This is a genomic window from Pontibacter sp. GD13, assembly GCF_058216355.1.
Window position 1 is genome coordinate 620731 of sequence record NZ_JBYZMQ010000002.1, and the last position, 23145, is coordinate 643875.

At 46.4% G+C, this 23145-nt stretch carries 21 protein-coding genes; 7 read left to right on the forward strand and 14 right to left on the reverse strand.

Going from position 1 to position 23145, the window contains the following annotated elements:
• The first annotated feature begins 191 nt into the window (after positions 1-191).
• From AC4BAN_RS06325 to AC4BAN_RS06335, 3 genes are all read left to right on the forward strand, one after another.
• The gene (locus AC4BAN_RS06325; RefSeq protein ID WP_490563530.1) at positions 192-965 is read left to right on the forward strand and encodes an SDR family oxidoreductase; all 774 of its coding nucleotides are present in this window, start codon (positions 192-194) and stop codon (positions 963-965) included.
• A gap of 454 nt (positions 966-1419) precedes the next feature.
• On the forward strand, positions 1420-3960 hold the full coding sequence (gene gyrA / locus AC4BAN_RS06330) for a DNA gyrase subunit A (protein WP_490563531.1): 2541 nt from the start codon (positions 1420-1422) through the stop codon (positions 3958-3960).
• Between the two features lie 77 nt (positions 3961-4037).
• Positions 4038-5171 carry a tetratricopeptide repeat protein gene (locus tag AC4BAN_RS06335; protein ID WP_490563532.1) on the forward strand — a complete coding sequence of 378 codons (1134 nt, stop codon included), beginning with the start codon at positions 4038-4040 and terminating at the stop codon, positions 5169-5171.
• A 306-nt stretch (positions 5172-5477) separates the two neighbouring features.
• Here the strand turns inward: AC4BAN_RS06335 and AC4BAN_RS06340 are convergent, their stop codons facing one another.
• The 6 genes from AC4BAN_RS06340 to AC4BAN_RS06365 form a co-directional block, all read right to left on the reverse strand.
• The gene (locus AC4BAN_RS06340; RefSeq protein WP_490563533.1) at positions 5478-5813 is read right to left on the reverse strand and encodes a phage holin family protein; all 336 of its coding nucleotides are present in this window, start codon (positions 5811-5813) and stop codon (positions 5478-5480) included.
• A gap of 74 nt (positions 5814-5887) precedes the next feature.
• Complete coding sequence (gene msrA / locus AC4BAN_RS06345; RefSeq protein ID WP_490563534.1) at positions 5888-6562, reverse strand: peptide-methionine (S)-S-oxide reductase MsrA; 675 nt, start codon at positions 6560-6562, stop codon at positions 5888-5890.
• 88 nt (positions 6563-6650) lie between these two features.
• Positions 6651-7649, reverse strand: coding sequence for a cation diffusion facilitator family transporter (locus tag AC4BAN_RS06350; RefSeq protein WP_490563535.1), 999 nt, complete (start codon positions 7647-7649; stop codon positions 6651-6653).
• 151 nt (positions 7650-7800) lie between these two features.
• On the reverse strand, positions 7801-8094 hold the full coding sequence (locus AC4BAN_RS06355; RefSeq protein WP_490563536.1) for a GIY-YIG nuclease family protein: 294 nt from the start codon (positions 8092-8094) through the stop codon (positions 7801-7803).
• Between the two features lie 187 nt (positions 8095-8281).
• A complete protein-coding gene (locus tag AC4BAN_RS06360; protein ID WP_490563537.1) occupies positions 8282-8731 on the reverse strand; it encodes a hypothetical protein in 450 nt (149 codons plus the stop codon).
• Between the two features lie 184 nt (positions 8732-8915).
• A complete protein-coding gene (locus AC4BAN_RS06365) occupies positions 8916-9116 on the reverse strand; it encodes a hypothetical protein (protein WP_490563538.1) in 201 nt (66 codons plus the stop codon).
• A gap of 119 nt (positions 9117-9235) precedes the next feature.
• On the opposite strand from AC4BAN_RS06365, the gene AC4BAN_RS06370 reads away from it, so the two are divergent.
• On the forward strand, positions 9236-9964 hold the full coding sequence (locus AC4BAN_RS06370; protein WP_490563539.1) for a pseudouridine synthase: 729 nt from the start codon (positions 9236-9238) through the stop codon (positions 9962-9964).
• On the opposite strand, the gene AC4BAN_RS06375 is transcribed toward AC4BAN_RS06370, so the two are convergent.
• From AC4BAN_RS06375 to AC4BAN_RS06410, 8 genes are all read right to left on the reverse strand, one after another.
• Positions 9954-10301, reverse strand: coding sequence for a hypothetical protein (locus AC4BAN_RS06375; RefSeq protein ID WP_490563540.1), 348 nt, complete (start codon positions 10299-10301; stop codon positions 9954-9956). The two genes, AC4BAN_RS06370 and AC4BAN_RS06375, sit on opposite strands and share 11 nt — an antisense overlap.
• 44 nt (positions 10302-10345) lie before the next feature.
• Complete coding sequence (locus AC4BAN_RS06380) at positions 10346-11287, reverse strand: DnaJ C-terminal domain-containing protein (RefSeq protein ID WP_490563541.1); 942 nt, start codon at positions 11285-11287, stop codon at positions 10346-10348.
• A gap of 126 nt (positions 11288-11413) precedes the next feature.
• Entirely contained in the window at positions 11414-12022 is a 609-nt protein-coding gene (locus tag AC4BAN_RS06385; protein WP_490563542.1) for a YqaE/Pmp3 family membrane protein, read from the reverse strand.
• A gap of 129 nt (positions 12023-12151) precedes the next feature.
• Positions 12152-12880 (reverse strand): N-formylglutamate amidohydrolase, encoded by a 729-nt coding sequence (locus tag AC4BAN_RS06390; protein WP_490563543.1) that lies wholly within the window; start codon positions 12878-12880, stop codon positions 12152-12154.
• Complete coding sequence (locus AC4BAN_RS06395) at positions 12874-14130, reverse strand: carboxylate-amine ligase (protein WP_490563544.1); 1257 nt, start codon at positions 14128-14130, stop codon at positions 12874-12876. Before AC4BAN_RS06395 ends, AC4BAN_RS06390 begins: the two co-directional genes overlap by 7 nt.
• Positions 14123-15592 carry a RimK family ATP-grasp domain-containing protein gene (locus AC4BAN_RS06400; RefSeq protein ID WP_490563545.1) on the reverse strand — a complete coding sequence of 490 codons (1470 nt, stop codon included), beginning with the start codon at positions 15590-15592 and terminating at the stop codon, positions 14123-14125. The genes AC4BAN_RS06395 and AC4BAN_RS06400 overlap by 8 nt, the downstream gene beginning before the upstream one ends.
• Positions 15593-15595: 3 nt before the next feature.
• A complete protein-coding gene (locus AC4BAN_RS06405) occupies positions 15596-16318 on the reverse strand; it encodes a peptidase-C39 like family protein (RefSeq protein ID WP_490563546.1) in 723 nt (240 codons plus the stop codon).
• A gap of 224 nt (positions 16319-16542) precedes the next feature.
• Complete coding sequence (locus tag AC4BAN_RS06410) at positions 16543-18735, reverse strand: glutamine synthetase III family protein (protein WP_490563547.1); 2193 nt, start codon at positions 18733-18735, stop codon at positions 16543-16545.
• 256 nt (positions 18736-18991) lie between these two features.
• Here AC4BAN_RS06410 and AC4BAN_RS06415 point away from each other — a divergent pair, with 256 nt between their 5' ends.
• The 3 genes from AC4BAN_RS06415 to AC4BAN_RS06425 all read left to right on the forward strand — a co-directional run bounded on the left by AC4BAN_RS06415 (position 18992) and on the right by AC4BAN_RS06425 (position 22977).
• Positions 18992-20836 (forward strand): LTA synthase family protein, encoded by a 1845-nt coding sequence (locus AC4BAN_RS06415; protein WP_490563548.1) that lies wholly within the window; start codon positions 18992-18994, stop codon positions 20834-20836.
• 121 nt (positions 20837-20957) lie between these two features.
• Positions 20958-22277 (forward strand): tRNA (N(6)-L-threonylcarbamoyladenosine(37)-C(2))-methylthiotransferase MtaB, encoded by a 1320-nt coding sequence (gene mtaB / locus AC4BAN_RS06420; RefSeq protein WP_490563549.1) that lies wholly within the window; start codon positions 20958-20960, stop codon positions 22275-22277.
• Positions 22278-22353: 76 nt separating this feature from the next.
• Positions 22354-22977, forward strand: coding sequence for an OmpH/Skp family outer membrane protein (locus AC4BAN_RS06425; protein ID WP_490563550.1), 624 nt, complete (start codon positions 22354-22356; stop codon positions 22975-22977).
• Positions 22978-23145: the final 168 nt, after the last annotated feature.

Genomic DNA, 23145 nt, shown 5'->3' on the forward strand with positions numbered 1-23145 from the left:
ATATAACCCGATGCAATATACCTTTATTTAAATCTTTTTATAAAGCTATTTGTATAATCAGGTAATAAATTATGGAGAAATGGCAAAGTTTAGCACAGTCTAATGAAAAAAGAAGACCAGAATAAAAGTGTATAGTATATTTAATTAATCTGCATTTTTGTCAACCTTATTAACAAAACCATACATACAGCATGCATAGTAACAGATGGACGCTCACCGGGAAAAGAGCCATAATCACAGGTGGGTCAAAAGGAATTGGAGAAGCCGTAGTCAAAGAATTTTTGGACCTGGGTGCACAGGTGCTGGCGGTGGCCCGAAAGCCAGATGAGCTGCAAAGGATGAAGGAACACCACGATTGTGGGAAACTTTCAGTCCTTTCGGCAGACGTAAGCACAGATTCAGGGCGCCGGCACCTGGCAGAACATGTAGGAAAGGAGTGGGGCGCGCTCGATATTCTGGTAAACAATGTTGGCACGAACATCAGAAAACCGACGGTGGCTTATACATCTGAGGAATACGATTTTATTATGAATACCAATCTCCGCTCCGCCTTTGAGTTAAATCGGCTTTTTTACCCGCTTTTAAGTCAGGCTTCGCAGGGCAATATCATTCACGTAACATCAGTGGCAGGCTTAACCCATGTGCGCACGGGTAGCATCTATGGCATTACAAAAGCCGCTTTAGTACAGCTAACCCGAAACCTGGCAGCAGAGTGGGCACCGGATGGCATACGGGTCAATGCCGTGGCTCCGTGGTACATCAGCACACCGCTGGCTCAAACCGTGCTGCAAAATGAAGCTTATGCGGAGGCTGTTATTAATCGCACGCCCATGCAGAAAGTGGGCGAACCTTCCGACGTCTCTGCGGCTGTGGCCTTTTTGTGCCTGCCAGCCGCAGCCTACATTACAGGTCAGACGCTGGCCGTGGATGGAGGATTCAGCATAAACGGCTTCCACCCGCTTTAAAATAGGGCTAGAGGCCTTCAAAACCCTAAATAATACTGATTCCCACTGGTTTAATTGTGCGAATTTGTTTAATTTTGTATGCTAAGGATATTACTTCTCCCTTTTTATAAGGGGGAATTTTAACCGCTTACACATGACCAATACCAGACTGCTTACGCTGTTGTTTTCAATAAGCGTAATTGTTGCGTTTTCTTCCTGCAAAACCTGCCCAATTTCCTCCTGCCATGTGCGTATGGTGCATGCACACGGGGAGGATAAATTCAGAGGGCAGCCTTTCTGGAAAAAGCAAAATCCAAAAATTGGCGAGAAGCTTCCAAAGCATTCTCAGGAAAAGCCTGCCGCTAGGGGGAGTAACACTAAAAATAAGGATTAAGCTATATAGTCCTTAACAGCTTTTTTGCATAACTTGCCCTATCTACTGTAAACACCAAATTAATTATTTTAGACTTTAGACATGATTGAAGGCGAACGAATAATACCTATCAACATTGAAGACGAAATGCGCGGTGCCTATATCGACTATTCAATGTCTGTTATCATTTCCAGAGCCTTACCCGATGTTCGGGATGGATTGAAACCTGTGCACCGCCGCGTGCTTTATGGCATGTCAGAACTGGGGGTGGCCTATAATAAATCGTATAAGAAATCGGCCAGGATAGTGGGAGAGGTGCTGGGTAAGTACCATCCGCACGGTGACTCCTCGGTTTATGACACGATGGTGCGTATGGCCCAGGAATGGTCGCTGCGTTACCCCCTGGTTGACGGACAGGGAAACTACGGCTCGATTGACGGGGACTCTCCGGCTGCGATGCGTTATACCGAAGCCCGCCTCAAGCGCATTGCCGACGAATTACTGTCTGACCTGGATAAGAACACCGTCGACTTTGTCCCCAATTTTGATGACTCGTTGAAGGAGCCAAGCGTAATGCCGGCCAAACTACCTAACCTTTTGATTAACGGCACCTCCGGTATAGCCGTGGGTATGGCCACGAACATGGCACCCCATAACCTGACGGAGGTGGTGGACGGTATTTCCGCTTACATTGAGAACAGGGATATTACCGTGGCCGAGCTGATGCAGTACATAACCGCGCCAGATTTCCCAACAGGAGGCATTATTTATGGTTACGATGGCGTAAAGGCTGCTTTTGAGACCGGCCGGGGCCGTGTTTTAATGCGTGGACGTGCGATCTTTGAAACCTTGCCATCCGGCAAAGAGCAGATTATCGTAACTGAGATCCCTTACATGGTGAACAAGGCTACCCTGATCGAAAAGACCGCAGCGCTGGTAAACGAAAAGAAAATAGAAGGTATTTCGGATTTACGGGATGAATCAGACCGCGATGGCTTACGCATCGTTTATGACCTGAAACGTGATGCCATTCCGAATGTGGTTCTTAACAACCTTTACAAGTATACAGCCCTTCAGTCTTCGTTCGGTGTTAACAATGTGGCCCTCGTAAAAGGACGCCCCATGACGCTGAACCTCAAAGACATGATCGTGCATTTTGTGGATCACCGCCACGAAGTAGTAGTACGCCGGACACAGTACGAACTGGAAGAGGCCAGAAAGCGCGCCCATATCCTGGAAGGCCTACTCATTGCCCTGGACAACCTGGATGAAGTGATCAACCTGATCCGATCCTCACGAGATCCGGAGATAGCGCGTAACGGCCTGATCGAGCGTTTCGCCCTTTCTGAGATCCAAGCCCGCGCCATTCTTGACATGCGCTTGCAGCGCCTTACCGGCCTGGAGCGCGATAAGATCCAGCATGAGTTTGATGAGATCATGAAATTGATTGATCATCTGACCGAGATCCTCAACAACGAGGAGATTCGCATGCAGATCATCAAAGATGAACTGACCGAGATCAGAGAACGCTACGGCGATGCACGCCGCACCAGCATTGAGGCAAGCACAGGCGACATTTCTTACGAAGACATGATTCCGGAGGAAGCGATGGTAATCACCATCTCCCACGAAGGATATATCAAACGCACTTCTCTAAGTGAGTACCGCAGCCAAAGCCGTGGCGGCGTGGGCTCGCGTGGCGTTGCCGCTTCAAAAGAAAGCGACTTTACGGAACATCTCTTCATTGCCAGCACACATAACTACATGTTGTTCTTTACCGAATTTGGTAAAGTATTCTGGCTGAAAGTGTATGAGATTCCAGAAGGAGGGAAGACAACCAAGGGCCGAGCGATACAAAACATCATTCAGATCGAAAAAGAAGATAAGGTGCGCGCTGTGTTAAATGTGCACGATCTGAAGAATGAAGATTTTGTGCTGAATCACAACCTGGTTTTCATCACGGAACAAGGAACGATCAAAAAGACTGTCCTGGAGGCTTATTCCCGCCCAAGAACGAACGGCATCAACGCGATCACCATCAATGAGGGTGACAGGTTGTTAGATGTTCAGATGACGAATGGGAACAGCGAGATCGTGATTGCATTGCAATCAGGCAGGGCCATCCGCTTTAACGAATCTCAGGTGAGAACGATGGGCCGTAATGCAGCAGGCGTGCGCGGTGTTACCTTGGGCGGACCAACAGACAAAGTAGTTGGTATGGTTTGTGTACAGAACGAAAGCACAGAACTCTTGGTTGTTTCAGAAAATGGATTTGGTAAGCGTTCCATGCTTGATGAGTACCGCATCACCAACCGTGGTGGTAAGGGTGTTAAAACGATGAACGTAACCGATAAAACCGGTAATCTGGTTGCCATTAAAGGAGTTATTGACACAGATGACCTGATGATCATTAATAGATCAGGCATTACCATCAGGCTTCACGTAAATGAGATCCGGGTTATTGGAAGAGCAACACAAGGTGTTAAGCTGATCCGCTTGAATGAGGAGGATCAAATTTCATCAGTGGCTAAGATTGAGATGCAGGACGAGGAGGAGGTTGTTCTGGATCAGTCTGAATTAACCCCTGATGATAGTTTGCAGTCTGACACCTTGGTGGATACGGAGACAACTGAAGAGGTATAAACTGTATTTTTAGGGAATTATATTTCACTTATTTTTCGTTAACAGACAAACAACACAAACCAATTTCACAAACTAGTATGAAAAAAATACTTTTAACTGCCTTTGCCGCCGCAACAGTAACAGTTGCCAGTGCGCAAAACTCAGCTGTAAACAGCGCAATCCTGAACCATAAGCAGGGCTTGCTGGACAAGGCACAGGCTGATATCGATAAAGCAATAGAGCACAAGAAAACACAGGACAAAGCCAAAACCTGGTTTTATCGTGGAGTAATATACCAGGATATGATCAGTAACCCGATCTACAGTAAGTTAACAACAGAGAAAACGCCCATGATTATAATGGAATCGTTTGACAAGGCCGTTACGCTAGATGGAAAAGATGGGGAGTATGCCAAACTAGTTCCGGAGCGTAAGCAAATGCTTTATGGACAGATCTTAAATGAGGCCGTTGAATACCATAACAACCAGGAATGGGATAAGGCAATCGATAAATACAAGCTTGCTTCTAAAATTGAGCCTACGGATACCACAGCCGTGCTTTATGCTGCCTATGCTTCAACAGCCAATAAAGATTACCCACAGGCCATCACTTTTTATGACCAGCTTATTGGAATGGGACATAAAACAGAAGATGTATACAAGGCGAAAGTACAGTTGCTCCAAGCTACCGAAGCATCTGATGAAAAGGTTATGGCCACGTTGTCCAATGCCTTAAAAGAGCACCCGAACAGTGTATTTCTGATGCAGGAGGAACTGAAGTACTATTTGAAGAACGATCGTGGCGATGAAGCGATGGCTAAATTGGAGAACGCCATCAAGGCCGACCCGACAAACGCCAGTCTTTATGCGGTGCTAGGTAACCTGCAAGAGAAAAAAGGAACGCTTGATGCCGCTACCGCTAGTTATAAAAAAGCTATCGAGGTAGATCCAAATAATTTCGATGCTTACTATAACCTGGGTGTATTGGAGTACAATAAAGGAAGCGAAATTAATAACAAGGCCGCCAAAATGGACTATGCCACGTATCAGAAAAAAGGCAAGGCACTGGAAAACGAAGCTAAAAAGCATTATGAGGCCGCCTTACCATATTTTCAGAAAGCACTCGAGGTACAGCCAGAAGATCAGTCTACCTTACAAAACTTGGTAAAAGTAAATACTCGCTTAGGCCGTAAGGCTGAGGCTGATAAATATAGTAAGTTGCTGAACAAATAGTTTTAGCATACTTTGTTTAAAAGGGAAAGCAGATCTGCTTTCCCTTTTTTATTGTAAAATTTTAGAAAGAGGACTTAGCACATGATTAGAAGCAGTGAATTATATTAAATTATATCTATTACTTAACATAATATATATTATAAGACTTATAATATATGATCAGAAATCATCTTTTAAAGTGTCACTTATAATATACTTTATGTTAAATAGATGAGACTTTATAAAAAAACACCAGTGCCCCTAAACACTGGTGTTTTTTTAAAATATTTTTATGTTCTGAATTTTAAGAACGCAACGAATGCAAGATTAAAATATCCACCCTACTGCACCTACAGCCAAGGCTGTCACGAGGGCGATGATAAGCGCTGGCAGAAAACCATCCACTTTAAAGTTACCTACCAGTTTATCAACCAGTTTAATCATTAATGCGGTCACAATTAAGCTGACAACAGCCTCCAGCAAAAAGAACGATACTAAGTTAAACAAGCCGCTCAGTAACCAGCCAATCGTGGCGTTAAGGATACCAATTAATAAAGCGACCCATAGTGCTGTTCCAAAGCTTTTGACGTGTACACTCGACATGGCGTACGAAAGCAGCAAAATGACACCCGCACTCACTAACAAATTGATAATAAAGTCCATAATACAATAGTTTAGATTTTAAATATAGTTCTAATGTATTACGAAAAATCAAATCATTTTGATAGAAAAGAGTATTAATTCACGTACTCAGGCTTTAATTTATCGCGGTAGTTTGATTCAAATTTATGGACCTTAGGCCTGGCAACCGAGCTTACGTAAGGATCATTCGGATTTCTCATGTAATAATCTTGATGATAACCTTCTGCCGGCCAAAACTTCTGATAAGGCTGTACCTGTGTAACAATCTTATTTTTATAGGTACCAGATTCGCCTAATTCTTTCACATAATCCTGAATAACTTTCTTTTCAGTTGGAGTGCGGTAAAATGCGATGGATCGGTACTGCTTGCCAACATCAGGCCCCTGCCTGTTGAGCGTTGTCGGGTCGTGGGTTGCAAAAAACACATCAACCAAATCTCTGTAACTAATTTCATCCGGATTATAATACACCTGCACAGCTTCTGCATAATCGGTTTTTCCGGCACCTACTTCTTCATATGTCGGGTTCGGCTGCGTGCCCCCCGAATAACCGGATATGACCTGTTTCACTCCTGCCAGGCGCTCAAAGTATGCCTCTGTGCACCAAAAACATCCTCCGGCAAAAGTGGCTTTCGCCAGGCCGGCTGTGTCTATTGGCTCAGCATATTGAACTTCTGTATAGTTGGCGTTTGATTTTTCGGAAGTCCCATCCGTGCAGGATGCTACTAAAAAAAGAAGCGGGACAAAGGAATAAAGTATCTGTTGTAACATGGCGTGTAGGTTTTAATATGCTTTAACTACGTGAACAAGCTATAATCAGATTTGTTCGATGCTACATTGCTCTTTGCCAAAGTACAAATTAATGCAGGCTATGGTTACGGTCTGAAATAACTTTATCAAAATCCCATTCTATACGCTGCTCGAAACTGCCATTGCGCACACTGCAATCTCTTTTTGCGCAGATGGAGCACGACGGACCTAAACAGGGGTCGGTATGAATGAACAGTTCTATACTTGGATCGATCTTACTGCGCACCAACTCCCCCACCGCTTCCACCTCCTCATGAGCCTCCAGTACATTTAAGTACCAGGGCACCGTCAGGTGGCAATCAATGTGTAAGGTAGCGCCATACTTGATCACACGCAGGTTGTGTATATCGATCCAGTTTTCCCGGCGGTTATCGTTTAAAACAACCACAATGCGCTTCAGCAATTCATAATCCGCCTCATCCATTATACCGGCTATAGACGATCTTAGTATACGGTACCCGGTTATGCAGATTATGGTCCCGAATATAATAGCCACCGCACTATCCAGCCAAATTAGTCCGGTGAGGTATATCAACAGCAGTGCTATCAGTATACCTGCTGTTGAATAGGCATCAGTTTTCAGGTGCTTCCCTCCTGCCACTAATACCAACGAATTACTTTGCTGCCCCCGCCGCTCCGTTAAAAAACCAACACCATAGTTAACGAAGCCAGCCACTGCCGTTAAAATTATACCCAAATCCAGTTGGTGAAGCGTAACGGGTTCGAATAAATTGTAAATGGATTTTACAATGATGGCCCCTCCTGCAACCATAATAAGCGATCCTTCCAGGGTGGCAGCCACAAATTCAATTTTGCCATGCCCGTAGGGATGATTCAAATCCCGGGGGCGCGAAGAAATAATAAGGCTATAAAGTGAAAAAGCCCCTGCAACTACGTTAATAATTGACTCAAGGGCATCGGTGAGGATCGCGTTTGAGTTGGTGATGAAAAAGGCGACAAACTTACCGAGCAAGAGCACCACTCCTACTAATACCACAAAAAGCTGCAGCCTGATATTGTCACTCCATTTGTTTGTTGTATTGGTCACAGACAACTTTGTCAGGTATATGTAGGAAAGATCTGGAGACTGTAAAGGTAGTCCAGTTTGCCCGAAAGTCTAAACAATAGCTTCCAAATATGTTCTGTCTTGTTTAAATCATATATCTGAATGCAACGCAACAAGTTTATGGCACCTGTTTTTACAAGGTATCGCTTAAATCAAGCCAGTTAGGATTCATGGACGATATTAGACTGTTGGTAGAAGTTTTATCACCGCTTTTAATTTGCCTTTCTCTGTTTAAGGCAATTGACTCTAAATCGTAATGCTCATAATAAACAAGCTTTCCCTTCGTGTTAGCTTGGTGTTGCTGTACAAGAGATGCATTATGTGTTGCTACCTGCAGCCGGAGGTCATCGGCAATGCCAATCTGAACGTCTGACTCTGGTTTATCTCCAAAAATATAGACGAAGTAATGTTGTTGTTTGTCTCGCATACAAAGGTGGTCTTTGCTGTGTATACGTAAAGAATAATGCTGCGTTTTTAAAGATACACGAGTTAACTATCCTTCAAATACAGCGTTTTTTCTGTTTCTTATCCTTAAAACAATATATCTGTAGAGGTTTTATTAATGAGCTGTTAACGCTTAAAATACTTTTTGATCAGGTCCAAAGTTACCTATGCTAAGCATGATCAATTGAAACTATCTGGCTGTTTAACCATACATGGGCATCTGAGACGCTATAAAAAGTTTGGACAGTGACTCTGGAGGCGAGATTAACGATTACATCGGTGCCTATTTGTGTAAAAAACTCCGGGGAGTATACCCAGGCAAAATACTGAACACCTAACTGATGCATACTCGGAAACCAAACTCTTCCTACCCAGTTAATGGCGCCTGGGTAATGCCCCTTTACGTTCGAATTATTATTCAGAATCTTATGCGTTGGGAATTTTTTAAGCCACTTCAAGATTTCAAGACATCCGTTTTTAGCTTTTGTAGCATCAATAGTTCCTGACCAATCTGCCATCAAGAAACTATCTGCTCGGTTGGCAGAGATAATCAGAAACTCATTTGCGAATAGCTTTTCAAAAGCGGCATCTGCTTCTAAACCAATCATTTCTAAAGGCATACGTTAGAACTATTCTATACAGGCCCTGATGCCATAATGTTATACAAGCTAATTGCATATTTCAGATACATGCACAAATTAAAGGCAAAGCACGCATTATTTTCTCAACATAGTTTTATAGAGTGTGCCCTTTAACTTCTATTCTTATAAACCTTTTGCTTGATGATTTTCCAACCTCCAAAACTTACAATTCTTCCAGATCAAAATCTTTCCCTTTTCCGTATTGTAGCAGTTCTTCTAGCGGAAAGATATCCAGGGTATGAAGGTCTTTAACCGTAAAAGCTCCTTCTTCTGGTATATCCATTACCTGGAAATCAAACTCCTCCCCATGATTGGTTAATTTGTATTTTTTTCCTTTCCGGAGGTTGTCAAGTGAAATAGCCATACCAGGTGCTATAATTTGAGATGCGCTTGCAGCAAATATACAGAAACAACTGCTAGTTTAGCGGAATTACGAAAAAAAGCAATAATACCATTATATTTGTTTCCGACAAATACAAAACCGTGCTGGAGATTATTTTTGAAGACGAGCATTTTGTAGCCATAAACAAGCCGAACGGCCTGTTGGTGCACCGAACCCGAATTGCTGAAGAAAAAAAAGAGTTTGCACTACAGTTGTTAAGGGATCAACTGGGCTACCGCGTATTTCCCGTACACCGCCTGGACCGGGGTACGTCAGGCGTGCTGGTTTTCGCAAAGTCGGCGGTAGCTACCGCTCCTATGGTGCGGGCATTTGAGGAGCGCCAGGTAAGCAAAACATACTTTGCCATAGTACGGGGCTATACACAGGATGCGGCAACCATTGACAGCCCCATCAGGCCTGATAAGGACCATGCGCACAAACTTACCCAGGATGCCATCACTCATTACACACGGCTGGCAACTGTTGAGGTACCGGTGCCTGTAGGACGCTACCTTACTGCCCGCTACAGCCTGGTGAAGGTAATGCCGGAAACGGGTCGCATGCACCAAATCCGCAAACATTTTGCGCATATAAGACATTACATCGTAGGGGATAAGCGGCACGGGGACTGGAGACACAATAAGATGTTCTTAGATGAATACAAGAGTGCCGCCTTACTCCTGCATGCTGCCCATGCTCAGTTCATGCATCCATTTACAGGAAACACAATCCATATTCAGGCGGAGGCTCCGCATAATATGAGGCGCCTGTGCGAGTTGTTTAATTGGGGTGACTTAATAGAGGAGCGTATGAGAGACCTTAAGCGTTAAGCACTTTCTTCACCATTTCAACCTGCAGGTGTGCCACCAGATCATTTTGCGAATCCGCGTTGATAACTAAAAGCAGGTAAGCCATGGGGGATAAGCGCCAATCCTGCAATACTTCTCCAGCCTGTGAGCGGTATACCACTTTAAAGTTCTCCCGTAAGGGCAAATGCATGCAGTTGCATACTTCAGTTGCCCTTTTCAGTGCACCGCTCAGTTCATCCATGTGCGTGCAGCCGGTTATGGGCAGCAGGTCGGAGGCATAAAAAGTTAAATTCTGATCAGCGATGCTGCTTAAGAAGTCCGCTAAAGTACTTTTAATTTCAGTCTGTTCTAAGGTCATTAACATAGCAAAACGGCTAAAATTGTTTGGAGAAATGTGTTTTATCAGACTGCCTTCTCATGCCTGATATCCCTCAGCTTTTCAACTAACGCGATCTCTTCTGCCGTCAATTTTACGGGCAGTTTCACCTCTATCTTTACGTAAAGATCGCCGTAATGGTCAGGCTTGTCATAGATGGGCATGCCCTTTCCGCGCAGGCGCAGTGTTTGCCCACTTTGCGTTCCTGCCGGAATCTTCATTTTTAGCTGTCCGCTCATGGTTTTTACACGGGCCTCCCCTCCCAATATAGCCGTAAACATGTCAAGGGTTAAGGTAGTATACAGGTCGTTGCCTTTCCGTTCAAAATCCGGGTCTGGTTTTACATTGAGTTTAATGTACAGGTCCCCACTTTGGCCTCCGCCGGTGGCCGGAGCCCCTTTCCCTTTAATGCGCAATGTTTGGCCATCCTCAATACCCGGTTTCGTTTTAAACCGAAGCTGTTGGTTATGTACCGTGATCAGTCGTGATGTGCCGGCATATGCCTCCTGTAACGAGATATCGGCCTCCGCCTGGTAATCCTGGCCTCTTTGGGACTGAGACCTTCGCCCGCCGCTTTGTCCGAAACCACCACCTCCTCCGAAGAATTGCTCGAAGAAATCGGAGAAGCCGCCACCTCCACCTCCACCGAACATATCATTTATATCGCCCTGTGAGAAGCCGCCTTGAAATCCACCGCCAGGGCTACCATAGTGCTGCCCCCTGCCAGGTCCGCCTTGTTGGAACTGACGCCAGTTGGATCCCAACTGATCGTACTGCTTCCGCTTTTCTTTGTCGCCCAGCACTTCATAGGCCTCACTTATATCCTTAAACTTCTCTTCGGAGGCTGTATCTCCTTTGGTTTTATCAGGGTGATATTTTTTAGCAAGTGCCCGGTAGGCTTTTTTGATATCTGCCTGCGCAGCAGTTTTATCTACTCCAAGAATTTTATAGTAATCTTTATACTCCATGGGGAAGATGGGTTAATTAAGCATTTTATTAAAACGAATATCAGGCATTCTGGTTAAGCAAACCGATTTAAAACAGTGAAGCACCGTTTTAGGCGGTGCTTCACTAATACTTTGAAATGCTATACTTTAAATAGAGTCCGTTACTACAAGCAAGGCATGAATTATACCTGGAATAAAAAACAGCAAGGTTAAAATGATGTTTATCCAAAATGATGTTCCGATGCCATCGTGCAGGAACACTGCCAGCGGAGGAAGCAGAACCGCCAGCACGATCTCAATAATAGAGGTGCCTGAAGGCCTCCTGTCCTGGCGTACTGCCTCTTTAAGTTCTTTCTTAAGTTCTTTCTTCTCTGCTCTGGTCAGGTTAGAGATCCGCTCTTTAGCCATAGCCATGGCTTCGGCTTCGGCAACGGCAACGGCCAAATCTGTAGCTTCTTCATTTACAACTGAAAGTATGGCATTGCGGGGCGCCATTACAGGTTTCGTTTCAGCCGTGGTAGCCTCCAGCACTGGTGCAATTTCGGTTGCAGCGGCTTTATCCGTTGCAGCTTCTAAAGCTATCTGGGACAGACTGGCAACCTTCTCGTTCGAGTCAGGAGCTGGTTTTTCCTTCGCTTTGTTGAATGCCTCGGGCTTATGCGCCGCAAATTCGTAGTACTTTGCCGAGCTACAGGCAAACAGGAACTGGCCTGCCAGCAAAACTAACACAAGGTTGAGTAAACTTTTGATCTTCATAGTGGTAGGGATATAGTTTAATTAGAAAACATTGAAAACCATGTAAGCCTGTAGTTCAGAGTGACATGGTTTATAGAGAATACTTGATGTAATTACTTTTTGTTATATTTTAAACACGGAAAGGAAATATCAGACCGTCCGCTCCTGGCACAAAGTTGTGTCATGCTGCAGTAAAACTTCTCTCAGCGATAGTTTGAGGGCTTGTTTCAGTACATCCCACTCCTGTTGGCACCCGAGCGGGAATTTTTGATTCACCTCCAGCTCAATGCCCAGATAGTCCTCCTTAGCATACTTTTTTCGCAAGTAAGTGGGTAAACCATCCGAAATGCCCAGGTATGGATAATTGTAGCGAACCAGTAAATCGGGGTTTTGGAGATATAGCTTTTCTTTCCAGGCGCGGCAAAAGCTTTGTTCAGCTTTACGCTTTGGGTCATAGAGCAATCCAACATCTGCCTGCCGCACTTCGCCGGCCAGTTCAGGGGTGAAAGTATGCACCGAAATGTGCAGTACGCGCCTGCCAGCCATCACAAAGTCATGCACCATTTGCTCCACCCGGTCACGGTACTCATAGTAATAATCTTTTAGGATCTCCTTTTTATCGATGTTACCCAAAGGCCGGGTATAGTCAGAAAACAGTTTTTTGTGATGCAGCGATCGGTTTAGCTCTACCAACAAGCGCGACGTCTGCGAATAGAAACTAACGTCTGCCAGGCTTTCCAGTTCCTGGTAAAGTTCCAGTGCCCCAATGTCATATGCTTCATGCGATTCTAAAACTTCCTTTTGTGCCTCAAAACACGACTGAAAAGCCAGTGGGATGTGATTACCGCCATGTTCACAGGTCAGTAACAATTTCAGCATGCCTTTTCCGGTAAAAAGATTCCACCATTATGCAGGCACACCGTTAGTTGTGCATACACATGCTTTATTTCTTCTTCTGTTGGGTTTTCGCCCAAAGCTGCAAGAATGCGGCGCGATAAATTCCCTCGTGATAAAATTATTTGCAGCGCATAAGCCACCTCCGGCTGTTCTTCCAGTTCCATAGTTTCTTTTACAAGATACTGCCACAGTTCCCCTGCAGTGCAGTTCTCAGTGCAGTTATAGCCAAAGCAACGCAAAAAGTCGAAGTCTGAGATGATAGCTTGCTGCCCGTTTTTAATGACATCTGACAAGATAAGGGCCAGCTTATGCTCCTCCCGCGCTTTTAGCGCATCCAGATTTACCCAGCGTGCTGCAACCAGTGCCTGCAACACAGCCACAATGGCCTGCAACACCGCCACATCGGCCACGGGACTTTCCTGTATATCAATCAGGCGGATCTCAATGGCGTTTCGTTGGAAGCGGGCAATAGCCCCCCGTGAATTCAGGAACTCATCCTGAAGCAAACCCTCCTGGTCGTAGGGGGCAATGGCGGCATACATGGGCTGCAGTATCTTTTCATCATACTCCTTTTTTGTGAAAGCTTGTTCCGGAATAATTGCTCCTGCTATCGCAGGTATCCTGTCCTGGTTATGGCGGTATACTTCCAGCCGTGTATCATCAAAGCCAGACACCTTGCCCTCCAGAATGGGAGAAGAGGCGCTTAGGGCAGGGATAATGGGCAACAGAAAGCGGATGGCCGCATGCAATCTGCCAAACTCTTCATCATTGGCGAAGGGAAGGTTCAGGTGCGTGCTCTGCAAATTGGACCAGCCATGCCCCTGACAGCTGAATATTTTATCATAAGCCTCATAAACGGCGTTATACTCGTGCGGCCAAAGTGTTGTATCTTTATCAGGGTTCATGAGCGGGTGCGCCCCGGTGGGCATCAGCATGGCGTCATACTTGGTTAACATGTCATTGATGCGCCTAATGTGTTCCAGCATTTTCCATTGCAAGCCTGCCAATTTCGCAACGGGCCCGTTCGTTTTAAGCTCTACCACGTGCAGCACCAGTTCATTGCTCCAGGCAATCTCCCCAAATTCTATTTCGGAGAGGTAGGCCCCAACGGCATCATAAATTAACTTGTCAGTTATGGGTTGAACACGCAGGGTGTTTTTTTGCACGATCATGTATTCCAGTTCCACACCAAAGCCTTCAAATAATTGTAGCGGTGTTTTTCTGTTACGCATCGGTTCGGATGTTTTTGTGATCGTCGATACGGCGCTTAATGGACTTAATAATGGATGCATAAAGGTTCTTTTTTAGTATTTTGTCTTCGCACCCCGCTTCGATGCTTGGGTTGTCGTTTACTTCAATGACAAAGGCCTTTCCGTCTATTTCCTTCACGTCTACACCATATAATCCATTCCCGATCAGGTTAGACGCTTTCAGGGCAGTGTGCAATACGGAAAAAGGTACTTCTTCAAAAGGAATAGTCTCTACGTCACCTGTCGTGTCTTGTTTCTTGCCCTCCCAATTATAAATTTGCCAGTGCCCTTTTGCCATAAAGTATTTGCATGCATAGAGCGGCTGTTTGTCCAGCACGCCTATGCGCCAGTCAAACTCAGTGGGCAGATACTCCTGCCCAATGATCAGCTCTGACTCGTTCAGCATCTCCTCGAGTTCGCGCTGCAACTCTTCGCTGTCTTTCACTTTTACCACGCCCTGCGAGAAGGAGCTGTCCGGTTTCTTCAGCACACAGGGTAACCCAAGCATTTGCTCCACTTCACCTTTGTTGTCTTTGTGAATGATCATGGTTTTCGGGGTGGGCACCTTTGCCTTTGCCAACAACTCGGCCAGGTATACCTTATTAGTACAGCGCAGTATAGAAACGGGATCATCTATTACTGCCAGTCCATCGGCGAACGCTTTCCGCGAGAATTTATAGGTGTGATGGTTTACAGATGTGGTTTCCCTTATAAACAAGGCATCAAACTCGGGTAGCCGCCTGTAATCGTCTTTGGTGATAAGCTCTACGTAAAAGCCCTGGGCGTCTGCCTCATCCACAAAATGCTGAATGGCCTTTTTATTAGAGGGCGGCTCCTGCTCGTCTGGATCGACAAGTATGGCCAGGTCGTATGTTTTGCGGGAGATGCGGGCCCCCGGGAAGCGCTGGCGCGCAAAATAGGCCTTGGCAAACTTTGTTACATAGCCCCAGTGGTGCTCCGGAATCTCGTTAACCGGTATGGGCGATATACTTTGCAGCACCCATGCCTCTTTATAAACAAACTGCGCGCGCAACAAGGGCGCCTGAAACAGATCGTGCAACTGCTTACACAGCTTTTCATACTTTTCGGCTACATTATGGCCAAAATAAATGCTCAGCGTAAATGTACTGGAACGCAGGCTCGAAAGGCTTTTCTGTATTAGATCTTCTATTTCAACTGTAATGGCCCGCACAATGGTAGGGCTTTTCAGGTCTTGTATGGTCGTTACGCTGGGCAGCGATTTGTGCCCCCTGGCTTCAGCCAACAGCGACACATAATAACCGGCACTCTGGTACTTGGTAGAACGGCAGAGGTTGAAAATCCGGGCGTTACGAATATCGGTATAAGCTGCTCCTGTTAAATAGCTCTGTGCATCAATCACCTCTACGTCCTCTAATGCAATATCCCAGTCTTTGAGATAGTCCACCACCACTATTTTTCGCATGTCTTAATCCTGAATAGGTTCTTTTTCGATCGGTTTTATGGCCAGCAGGTTCGCATCGAAGGTGACCATGCCTAACATGATGGAATTGATCAGATGCGAGGACTTTACTTCATAGTAATTGTCTTTAAAGTAGGGGTTTTCTGGGTAAGGGTCGGCCACGACAACTGATTTCTGGTCTTTTCCGAAGCCACAAAGCACGACAAAGTGCCCCATGGGTAACCCACGCACGTCGTCATACACAGAATTACCTTCTGCATCGCCGGTTTCGCGTGCGCTCTGGTACAGGTAGGTGGCGCTTAATCCCGTAAGCAGGGGAATGCCTTGCTCGAAATAGTCGCTCAGCAGCCCCTTCGTCAGGTCATGGCAGCGCAGCTCCCCTCCTAGCTCCAGAAAGTCAATGTAAGCCCGGGTAGCCCGGTGCAGTTTGCTACCTTTCTTCAGGCTCATTTGCAGCTTGAGTTTTTCAATGATAACCTCATTCTCCAACTGAAACCAGGTAGGGTCGAAAATGTGCAGGTTGTACGTATAGATACGCGCTCTGTAGCCTCGCTTCAGGGCATGGCAGGCTAACAGCACTTCCAGCGTGCCGCCCTCATCCAGGTAGGGAACCTCCCGGATCACCTCGCTTAATGGAATGGGGTCTTTAAAATAACGGTATACGGCGTGCAGACTCGTGGGACCGCAGGTAGAATCGTCGGGCTGAGTATGGATCTTTATCGGAATCACGGCACAAGTTAAAGTAGTAGTCTATTCTGCTCTTGTGCCTGTATACGCGCGTATTTATATAAGTTGTAATACTATTGAAAGATAAAATAGCACAGCTTGCTGCCTCGTTCCGGTCCTTGGGAAAGGTATCAGCTTATGAAATAAACGATGGAAAATGGAGCGCCTCAAAACAGGAAAAGCACCCGTTTAGAGTGCTTTTCCTGTTTAATAAAGAATGAAAGTAATTAACGACGGAACATCAACTCCCTGTATTTGATCAGCGGCCAGTCCTCGTCATCCACCATCAACTCCAGTTTATCTACGCTGTAGCGGATGGTTTCAAAAAACGCGACAATGGTATCGCGGTACTCGATAGCACGCTCCCGGGCATCCTCTATTTTATTGGCAATTTTTCTCGCCTCCACCATCTCATCCACATTTTTCTGGATTGTGGTAATGTGGCGCGACATTTTTTTGATCGAGTCCAGGATGGTTGCCGTGTACTCATCCTCCAGCCCCAATTCCTTCAGGCCGCGGATGTTCTGGATAAGCTTGTTCTGGTAAGCAATGGCAGTAGGAATCACATGGTTTACCGCCAGGTCTCCCATAATTCGCGACTCGATCTGTATCTTCTTCACATAATCCTCCAAAAGAATCTCATGGCGCGCTTTCAACTCCACTTCTGAGAGGATGTTATACCTGGCAAATAGGTCTACCACGTCCTCGCGTTCGTAGATATCCAGGGCCAGCGGCGTCGATTTGATATTCGATAGCCCGCGGCTTGCCGCTTCCTCTTCCCACTCTTTGGAGTAGCCATTTCCTTCGAAACGGATTTCCTTTGATTCGACCACATACTCGCGCAGCACCTGAATGATGGCTAGTTCTTTCTTCATGTCCTGGTTCTCGATCAGCTCATCCACGGCCCTGCGGAATTCCAGCAGCTGGTTTGCCACAATGGTGTTCAGCACCGTCATGGGGGAAGATGAGTTGGCAGAAGATCCTACGGCTCTGAACTCAAACTTATTACCCGTAAAAGCGAACGGAGACGTACGGTTACGGTCTGTGTTATCGCGCAGCACTTCCGGAATTCTGTCGATGCCCAGTTTCAGGTACATGTTGTCGCCCTTCTCGATAGGCACTTTCGAGGTTTTTTCAAACTCATCCAGCACCGCTGTCAATTGCTGGCCAATAAACACCGACATGATCGCAGGCGGGGCCTCGTTGGCTCCCAGGCGATGGTCGTTGCTGGCAGAAGCAATGGAGGCGCGCAGCAGATCGTCGTAAGCATGCACTGCCTTAATGGTATTAATAAAGAACGTCAGAAACTGCAGGTTCTCTTTCGGCTTTTTACCCGGACCCAGCAGGTTTACGCCGGTGTTGGTGCTCATGGCCCAGTTATTATGCTTTCCGCTGCCGTTAACACCTTTAAAGGGCTTCTCATGCAACAGAACCTTAAAGTTATGGCGCTCAGCCACCCGGTCCATAATATCCATCAGCAGCTGGTTGTGGTCTACTGCCAGGTTTGCATCCTCAAAAGTAGGGGCGCACTCAAACTGGTTAGGCGCTACTTCGTTGTGACGCGTTCTGAGGGGAATGCCCAGGCGCAAGGCTGTTTTCTCAAAATCCACCATATAGGCGTGTACGCGACTCGGAATGCTTCCAAAGTAATGGTCTTCCAGCTGCTGTCCTTTTGCCGGGGCATGCCCGAACAAGGTACGGCCCGTCATCACCAGGTCGGGGCGAGCCTCAAACAAAGCGCGGTCCACCAGGAAATATTCCTGCTCTATGCCCAGCGTGGTGTTTACTTTGGTTACGTCCTTGTCAAAATACTGGCACACCGGCACAGCTGCGTCGTTGAGCAACTTCAGTGATTTCAGCAAAGGTGTTTTATAGTCAAGGGCCTCGCCTGTATATGAAACAAAGATGGTTGGGATACAAAGGGTTTTTGTTCCGGCATTCTCTATTAAAAAGGCCGGAGAAGACGGGTCCCAGGCGCTGTAGCCACGCGCTTCGAAAGTATTGCGAATTCCGCCGCTCGGGAAAGAAGAAGCATCAGGCTCCTGCTGCACCAGGGCGCTGCCTTTGAAGCTCTCAATCGCCTCGCCTTCGGAGGTCAGGTCAAAAAAGGAGTCGTGCTTTTCGGCCGTAGCTCCTGTTAAAGGCTGAAACCAATGGGTATAGTGCGTGGCCCCTTTGCTGATGGCCCAACTTTTCATGGCAGCGGCAACCGCATCCGCCAGGTGCCGGTCCACTTTGTCGCCAGATTCCGTTACCTGTCGCAGGCGCTTATAATTGTCCGATGACATGGTGGCGCGCACCGCCTGAGGACCGAATACATTCTCCCCGAAAAAATCAGAGATCTTGGGTGCAGGTAAAGTAACCTCACTTGGTTTACGCTGACTTACCAGTTCCAGCGCCTTAAAACGAAGTATTGCCATGGGATTATGAGTTTGAATGAAAATCGAATCAAAGATAAGGATATTTTTAAAGATCAAAACAAAAGGGGGTGTAAATTAAGGGGGTATTGGCAATATTAATTAAAGTTATCAGAACTACCCCCCTTCATAAACATACCCTATTTTCATTATCGATATACTTTTCATTGTTTCCTTTTTGATAACATACATCCCTCCTGGAATTATCTTTCTGCCCGGGGCGTTTAAATTGGCTAACCGAATGCATTATATTTGCAGCGTGAAACGACGATTCTATTTTCAACCACTCTACTTTCTTTATTGGTTAATTTATTTTGCAGGGGCCAGAGCCCTGTTCCTGCTATATCATCTAGATAAAACAGCGCAACTCAGCAGCTCCGACATCGCACGTACTTTTTTTTACGGCATACAGCTCGACCTGTCGTTTATCGCATACAGCAGCATTTTCCCTTTTTTACTCCTCCTAATCTCCAGCCTTTTTCCACGCCTTGCTTTTAATGGCATGATCAGGCTTTATACTTTCTTGCTGCTGGTTGTTATCTCCGTATTACTCGCCGCTGACCTGGAACTGTATACTTTTTGGGGATTCAGGCTGGATGCCACCCCGCTCCAGTACCTGAACACACCCACCGAGATGATGGCCTCCGCCACGGCTGCCCCCATCCTACTGCTTTTACTGATCGTTCTGCTGCTCTGCGGCGTTTTTGTATGGCTCTATCAAAAGCTCTTTGCTCTTCATGCGCAGGTTGCTAGCTACAGGCCTCGTTTTATTCCTGCAGCTTTATCTGGGGTGTATCTCCTTTTGCTGGTGTTGCCATTGCGCGGGGGCTGGCAGCAGATTCCCATCAACCAGAGTGTCGTTTATTTTTCCACTACACCCTATGCCAACCACGCCGGACTTAACATGCCCTGGAACCTGATGTATGCCTTGCTGAAGTACAACAAGACGAACAGTAACCCCTACCATTACATGGAGGATCAGGAAGCGCAGCAACTTGTAACCGGTTTATACACGCAACCAAGTCCAGCGGATTCGTCCACCCAACTCGTAAAACCGAACCCCAACGTCCTTTTTATTATACTGGAGAGCTATACTGCTAAATTTGTTGAAAGCCTGGGTGGTGAGAAAGGGGTTACCCCAAACCTGGATCAACTGGCTGCCGAGGGCCTGAACTTTACGCAAATGTACGCCAGCGGCGACCGCAGCGAGAAAGGCATGGTGGCCATACTGAGCGGTTACCCCGTGCAAACCATAACCTCGATCATCAAATCTCCTAAAAAGACAGAGCAGCTACCGCATCTTAGCAAGGTGTTTGCTCAGCAGGGTTACAGCACCAGCTATTACTATGGTGGTGAACTGGAGTTTGCAAACATCAAATCGTACCTACTCAATGGCAGATATAATAGACTGATCGACAAGTATGACTTCGATCCAGCTACCTACAACTCAAAGTGGGGGGCGCACGACCACGTTTTGTTCGAGCGGGTTTTGCAGGACTTAAAGCAGGAAAAAAAGCCGTTTTTCACAACAGTATATACCCTCAGCAGCCATGAGCCTTTCGAGATTCCGATTACCGCAAAATTTGAGGGGGCCGATAACGAAGCACTGTTCCGGAACAGCGTGTATTACACGGACTGGGCGCTGGGCCGGTTTCTGGCGCAAGCCCGGCAGGAGACCTGGTGGGCCAATACGCTGGTTGTGGTGGTGGCAGACCACGGACACCCGCTTCCTGGCAACGACCCCAATCATGCCCCTGCTAAATTCCATATCCCGTTTATAGTTGCAGGAGGCGCTTTGCAACAAAAAGGACGCACAGTGGCAACAATAGGCTCCCAGACAGATATTGCCACCACACTGCTGGCGGCCTTAAATTTACCGCACCAGGAGTTTGCCTGGGGCCGCAATTTGCTGCTCAATACTCCAGATCCTTTTGCCTTTTATGTTTTCAACGATGGGTTTGGATGGGTGACGCCGCAGGGCGTGCTTACGTTTGATAATGTGGCTAAAAAGGTAATTTCCCAGGACAGCAGTGTAACCCCATACCAGCTACAACTCGGGCAGGCTTACATGCAATATTCCTTCGAGGACTTTATTCAAAAGTAAATTCTCGGTTTTCTGCACTATCCTCACAGCATTCACCTTATTCTTAACCGGTTAGTTGACTGGTTTTTGAACCGGATCTTGGTTGAATGAAAGCGGAAATTCGTACCTTTGTCACCTTCATATGAAAAAAGTAGCTTTTTATACCTTAGGCTGTAAGCTGAACTACTCCGAAACCAGCACTATCGGAAGGATCTTCCAAGAGCGTGGCTTCGAGAAGGTCGAATTTACAGACACCCCGGATATATACGTCATCAATACCTGCTCCGTAACCGAAAACGCAGATAAGAAATGTCGTAAAATAGTAAAAGAGGCCCAGAAGCATTCTCCTAACGCCTTTATTACCATTGTAGGATGCTATGCCCAGTTAAAGCCGAAAGAGATCGCCGAGATTCCGGGAGTCGATGCCGTTTTGGGGGCCGCCGAAAAATTTCAGCTGGTGGACATATTGGCTGGATTTGAAAAAAAGGAAACCCCACAGGTATACGCCAGCCCTATAGCGGAGGCAAATACGTTTCATAACTCCTACTCTTTTGGCGACAGAACCCGAACCTTCCTGAAAGTTCAGGATGGCTGCGACTATTCCTGCTCATTCTGCACCATACCTTTAGCCAGAGGCAATAGCCGATCCGATTCGGTGGAAAATATAGTAGCGGCTGCCCACGAGATTGCCTCGTCCGGGGTAAAGGAAATAGTGTTAACCGGCGTGAATACCGGAGACTTCGGCTTACAGGATGGCCAACGCGTATCCTCCTTTTACGAGTTGGTTCAGGCCCTTGATCAGGTGCAGGACATTGCTCGATTCAGGATATCTTCCATCGAGCCTAATCTTTTAAAAGACGAGATCATCGCTTTTGTCGCAGAAAGCCAGCGCTTTATGCCGCATTTTCATGTGCCACTACAGTCCGGATCAAACAAGATACTCAAGCTGATGCGTCGCCGTTACCAGCGCGAGTTATACGCGGACAGAGTGGCAACCATTAAAGCCTACATGCCGCATGCCTGCATCGGAGTAGATGTGATAGTGGGTTTCCCCGGTGAAACTGAGGCTGACTTTCTGGAGACCTATAACTTCCTCAACGATTTGGATGTGAGCTACCTGCACGTTTTCCCTTATTCCGAGCGTGAGAATACCCTGGCTCCTGAGATGCCTGGCAAAGTCAGCATAAAAGACAGGAACCGGCGCGCCGATATGCTCCGCATTCTGTCTGAAAAGAAAAAACGCCGTTTTTACGAGCAGAACCTAGAAAAGGAATTTTCTGTTTTGTTTGAAGACGATGTGAAAGATGGCCTGATGGAAGGCTGGACGGAGAATTATGTGCGGGTGGTTGCCAAGTATGACCCCGTATTGGTGAATGAGATTAAACATGTGCGCCTTACCCGACTGACTGCCTCGGGCCTGATGGAGGCGGATGAGACTTTTCAGGAATTATTGAAACACTAAAAAATTTCGGGCATCATTAAAAATAAGCTATATTTAAAGCTTTGAATCACTAAATAGTAAATCAAATAAACTTACTGTGAAATTATTAAAACTAACATTAGGCCTTGCAGTAGCTACTGCCACCTTGGTTGCCTGCGAGAAAGCAGACACAACAACCGCTGTAAATAAAAAAGATGGCGTTACTACCACAACCGGAGAATATCCTGACATCGTGTATGTAAACTCAGACTCGCTGCTGGCGAATTACGAATATTTTAAGGATGTTCGCAGCCGCTTACAAGGCAAAGCCGACACGAAGGAGAAAGATCTGCGCACACAGGCGGAGGCATTTCAGAAAGAGGTGCAGCGTTACCAGCAGTCAGCGCAGGGCATGAGCAACGACCAGCGTGCTTCCACTGAGCAGCGCCTGGCACAAAAGCAACAACAGTTACAGGCGTTACAGCAAAGCTCCGGCAACGAGCTGGCAACCGAAGAGTCTGATGAGATGAAAAAGATTTACGACCAGGTGGAGGCGTACCTGAAAAAACTAAGCGCTGAGAAAGGCTATGAAATGGTGCTTACCTACCAGCGTGGCAACAGCGCCATACTTTACAGTGATGATTCCAGAGACATCACGAAGATGGTGGTAGCCGGACTGAACGAAGAGTATGAAGCTGAAAAAGGAGAAGCCAAAAAAGCAGACACCACGAATAAGAAATAGACATCTGAATAGCATAAATAGCACATTCAAAAAGGCGGGCATACACTCAGGAGTGGTCGGAAGAAATTCTGACCACTTTTTATGTTTTAAAGAGCTTGTCCAAGTCTCCTTGGCAATGAGCCACCACGATGGCAATAGCCAGGTTTCTGATTTCCATAGCGAACCTGC

Bases quoted from the DNA above. Each gene is read 5' to 3' on its own strand.
- AC4BAN_RS06325 (WP_490563530.1), top strand. From the start codon at position 192: ATGCATAGTAACAGATGGACGCTCACCGGGAAAAGAGCCATAATCACA.
- gyrA (WP_490563531.1), top strand. From the start codon at position 1,420: ATGATTGAAGGCGAACGAATAATACCTATCAACATTGAAGACGAAATG.
- AC4BAN_RS06335 (WP_490563532.1), top strand. From the start codon at position 4,038: ATGAAAAAAATACTTTTAACTGCCTTTGCCGCCGCAACAGTAACAGTT.
- AC4BAN_RS06340 (WP_490563533.1), bottom strand. From the start codon at position 5,813: ATGGACTTTATTATCAATTTGTTAGTGAGTGCGGGTGTCATTTTGCTG.
- msrA (WP_490563534.1), bottom strand. From the start codon at position 6,562: ATGTTACAACAGATACTTTATTCCTTTGTCCCGCTTCTTTTTTTAGTA.
- AC4BAN_RS06355 (WP_490563536.1), bottom strand. From the start codon at position 8,094: ATGCGAGACAAACAACAACATTACTTCGTCTATATTTTTGGAGATAAA.
- AC4BAN_RS06360 (WP_490563537.1), bottom strand. From the start codon at position 8,731: ATGCCTTTAGAAATGATTGGTTTAGAAGCAGATGCCGCTTTTGAAAAG.
- AC4BAN_RS06365 (WP_490563538.1), bottom strand. From the start codon at position 9,116: ATGGCTATTTCACTTGACAACCTCCGGAAAGGAAAAAAATACAAATTA.
- AC4BAN_RS06375 (WP_490563540.1), bottom strand. From the start codon at position 10,301: ATGACCTTAGAACAGACTGAAATTAAAAGTACTTTAGCGGACTTCTTA.
- AC4BAN_RS06380 (WP_490563541.1), bottom strand. From the start codon at position 11,287: ATGGAGTATAAAGATTACTATAAAATTCTTGGAGTAGATAAAACTGCT.
- AC4BAN_RS06385 (WP_490563542.1), bottom strand. From the start codon at position 12,022: ATGAAGATCAAAAGTTTACTCAACCTTGTGTTAGTTTTGCTGGCAGGC.
- AC4BAN_RS06390 (WP_490563543.1), bottom strand. From the start codon at position 12,880: ATGCTGAAATTGTTACTGACCTGTGAACATGGCGGTAATCACATCCCA.
- AC4BAN_RS06395 (WP_490563544.1), bottom strand. From the start codon at position 14,130: ATGCGTAACAGAAAAACACCGCTACAATTATTTGAAGGCTTTGGTGTG.
- AC4BAN_RS06400 (WP_490563545.1), bottom strand. From the start codon at position 15,592: ATGCGAAAAATAGTGGTGGTGGACTATCTCAAAGACTGGGATATTGCA.
- AC4BAN_RS06410 (WP_490563547.1), bottom strand. From the start codon at position 18,735: ATGGCAATACTTCGTTTTAAGGCGCTGGAACTGGTAAGTCAGCGTAAA.
- mtaB (WP_490563549.1), top strand. From the start codon at position 20,958: ATGAAAAAAGTAGCTTTTTATACCTTAGGCTGTAAGCTGAACTACTCC.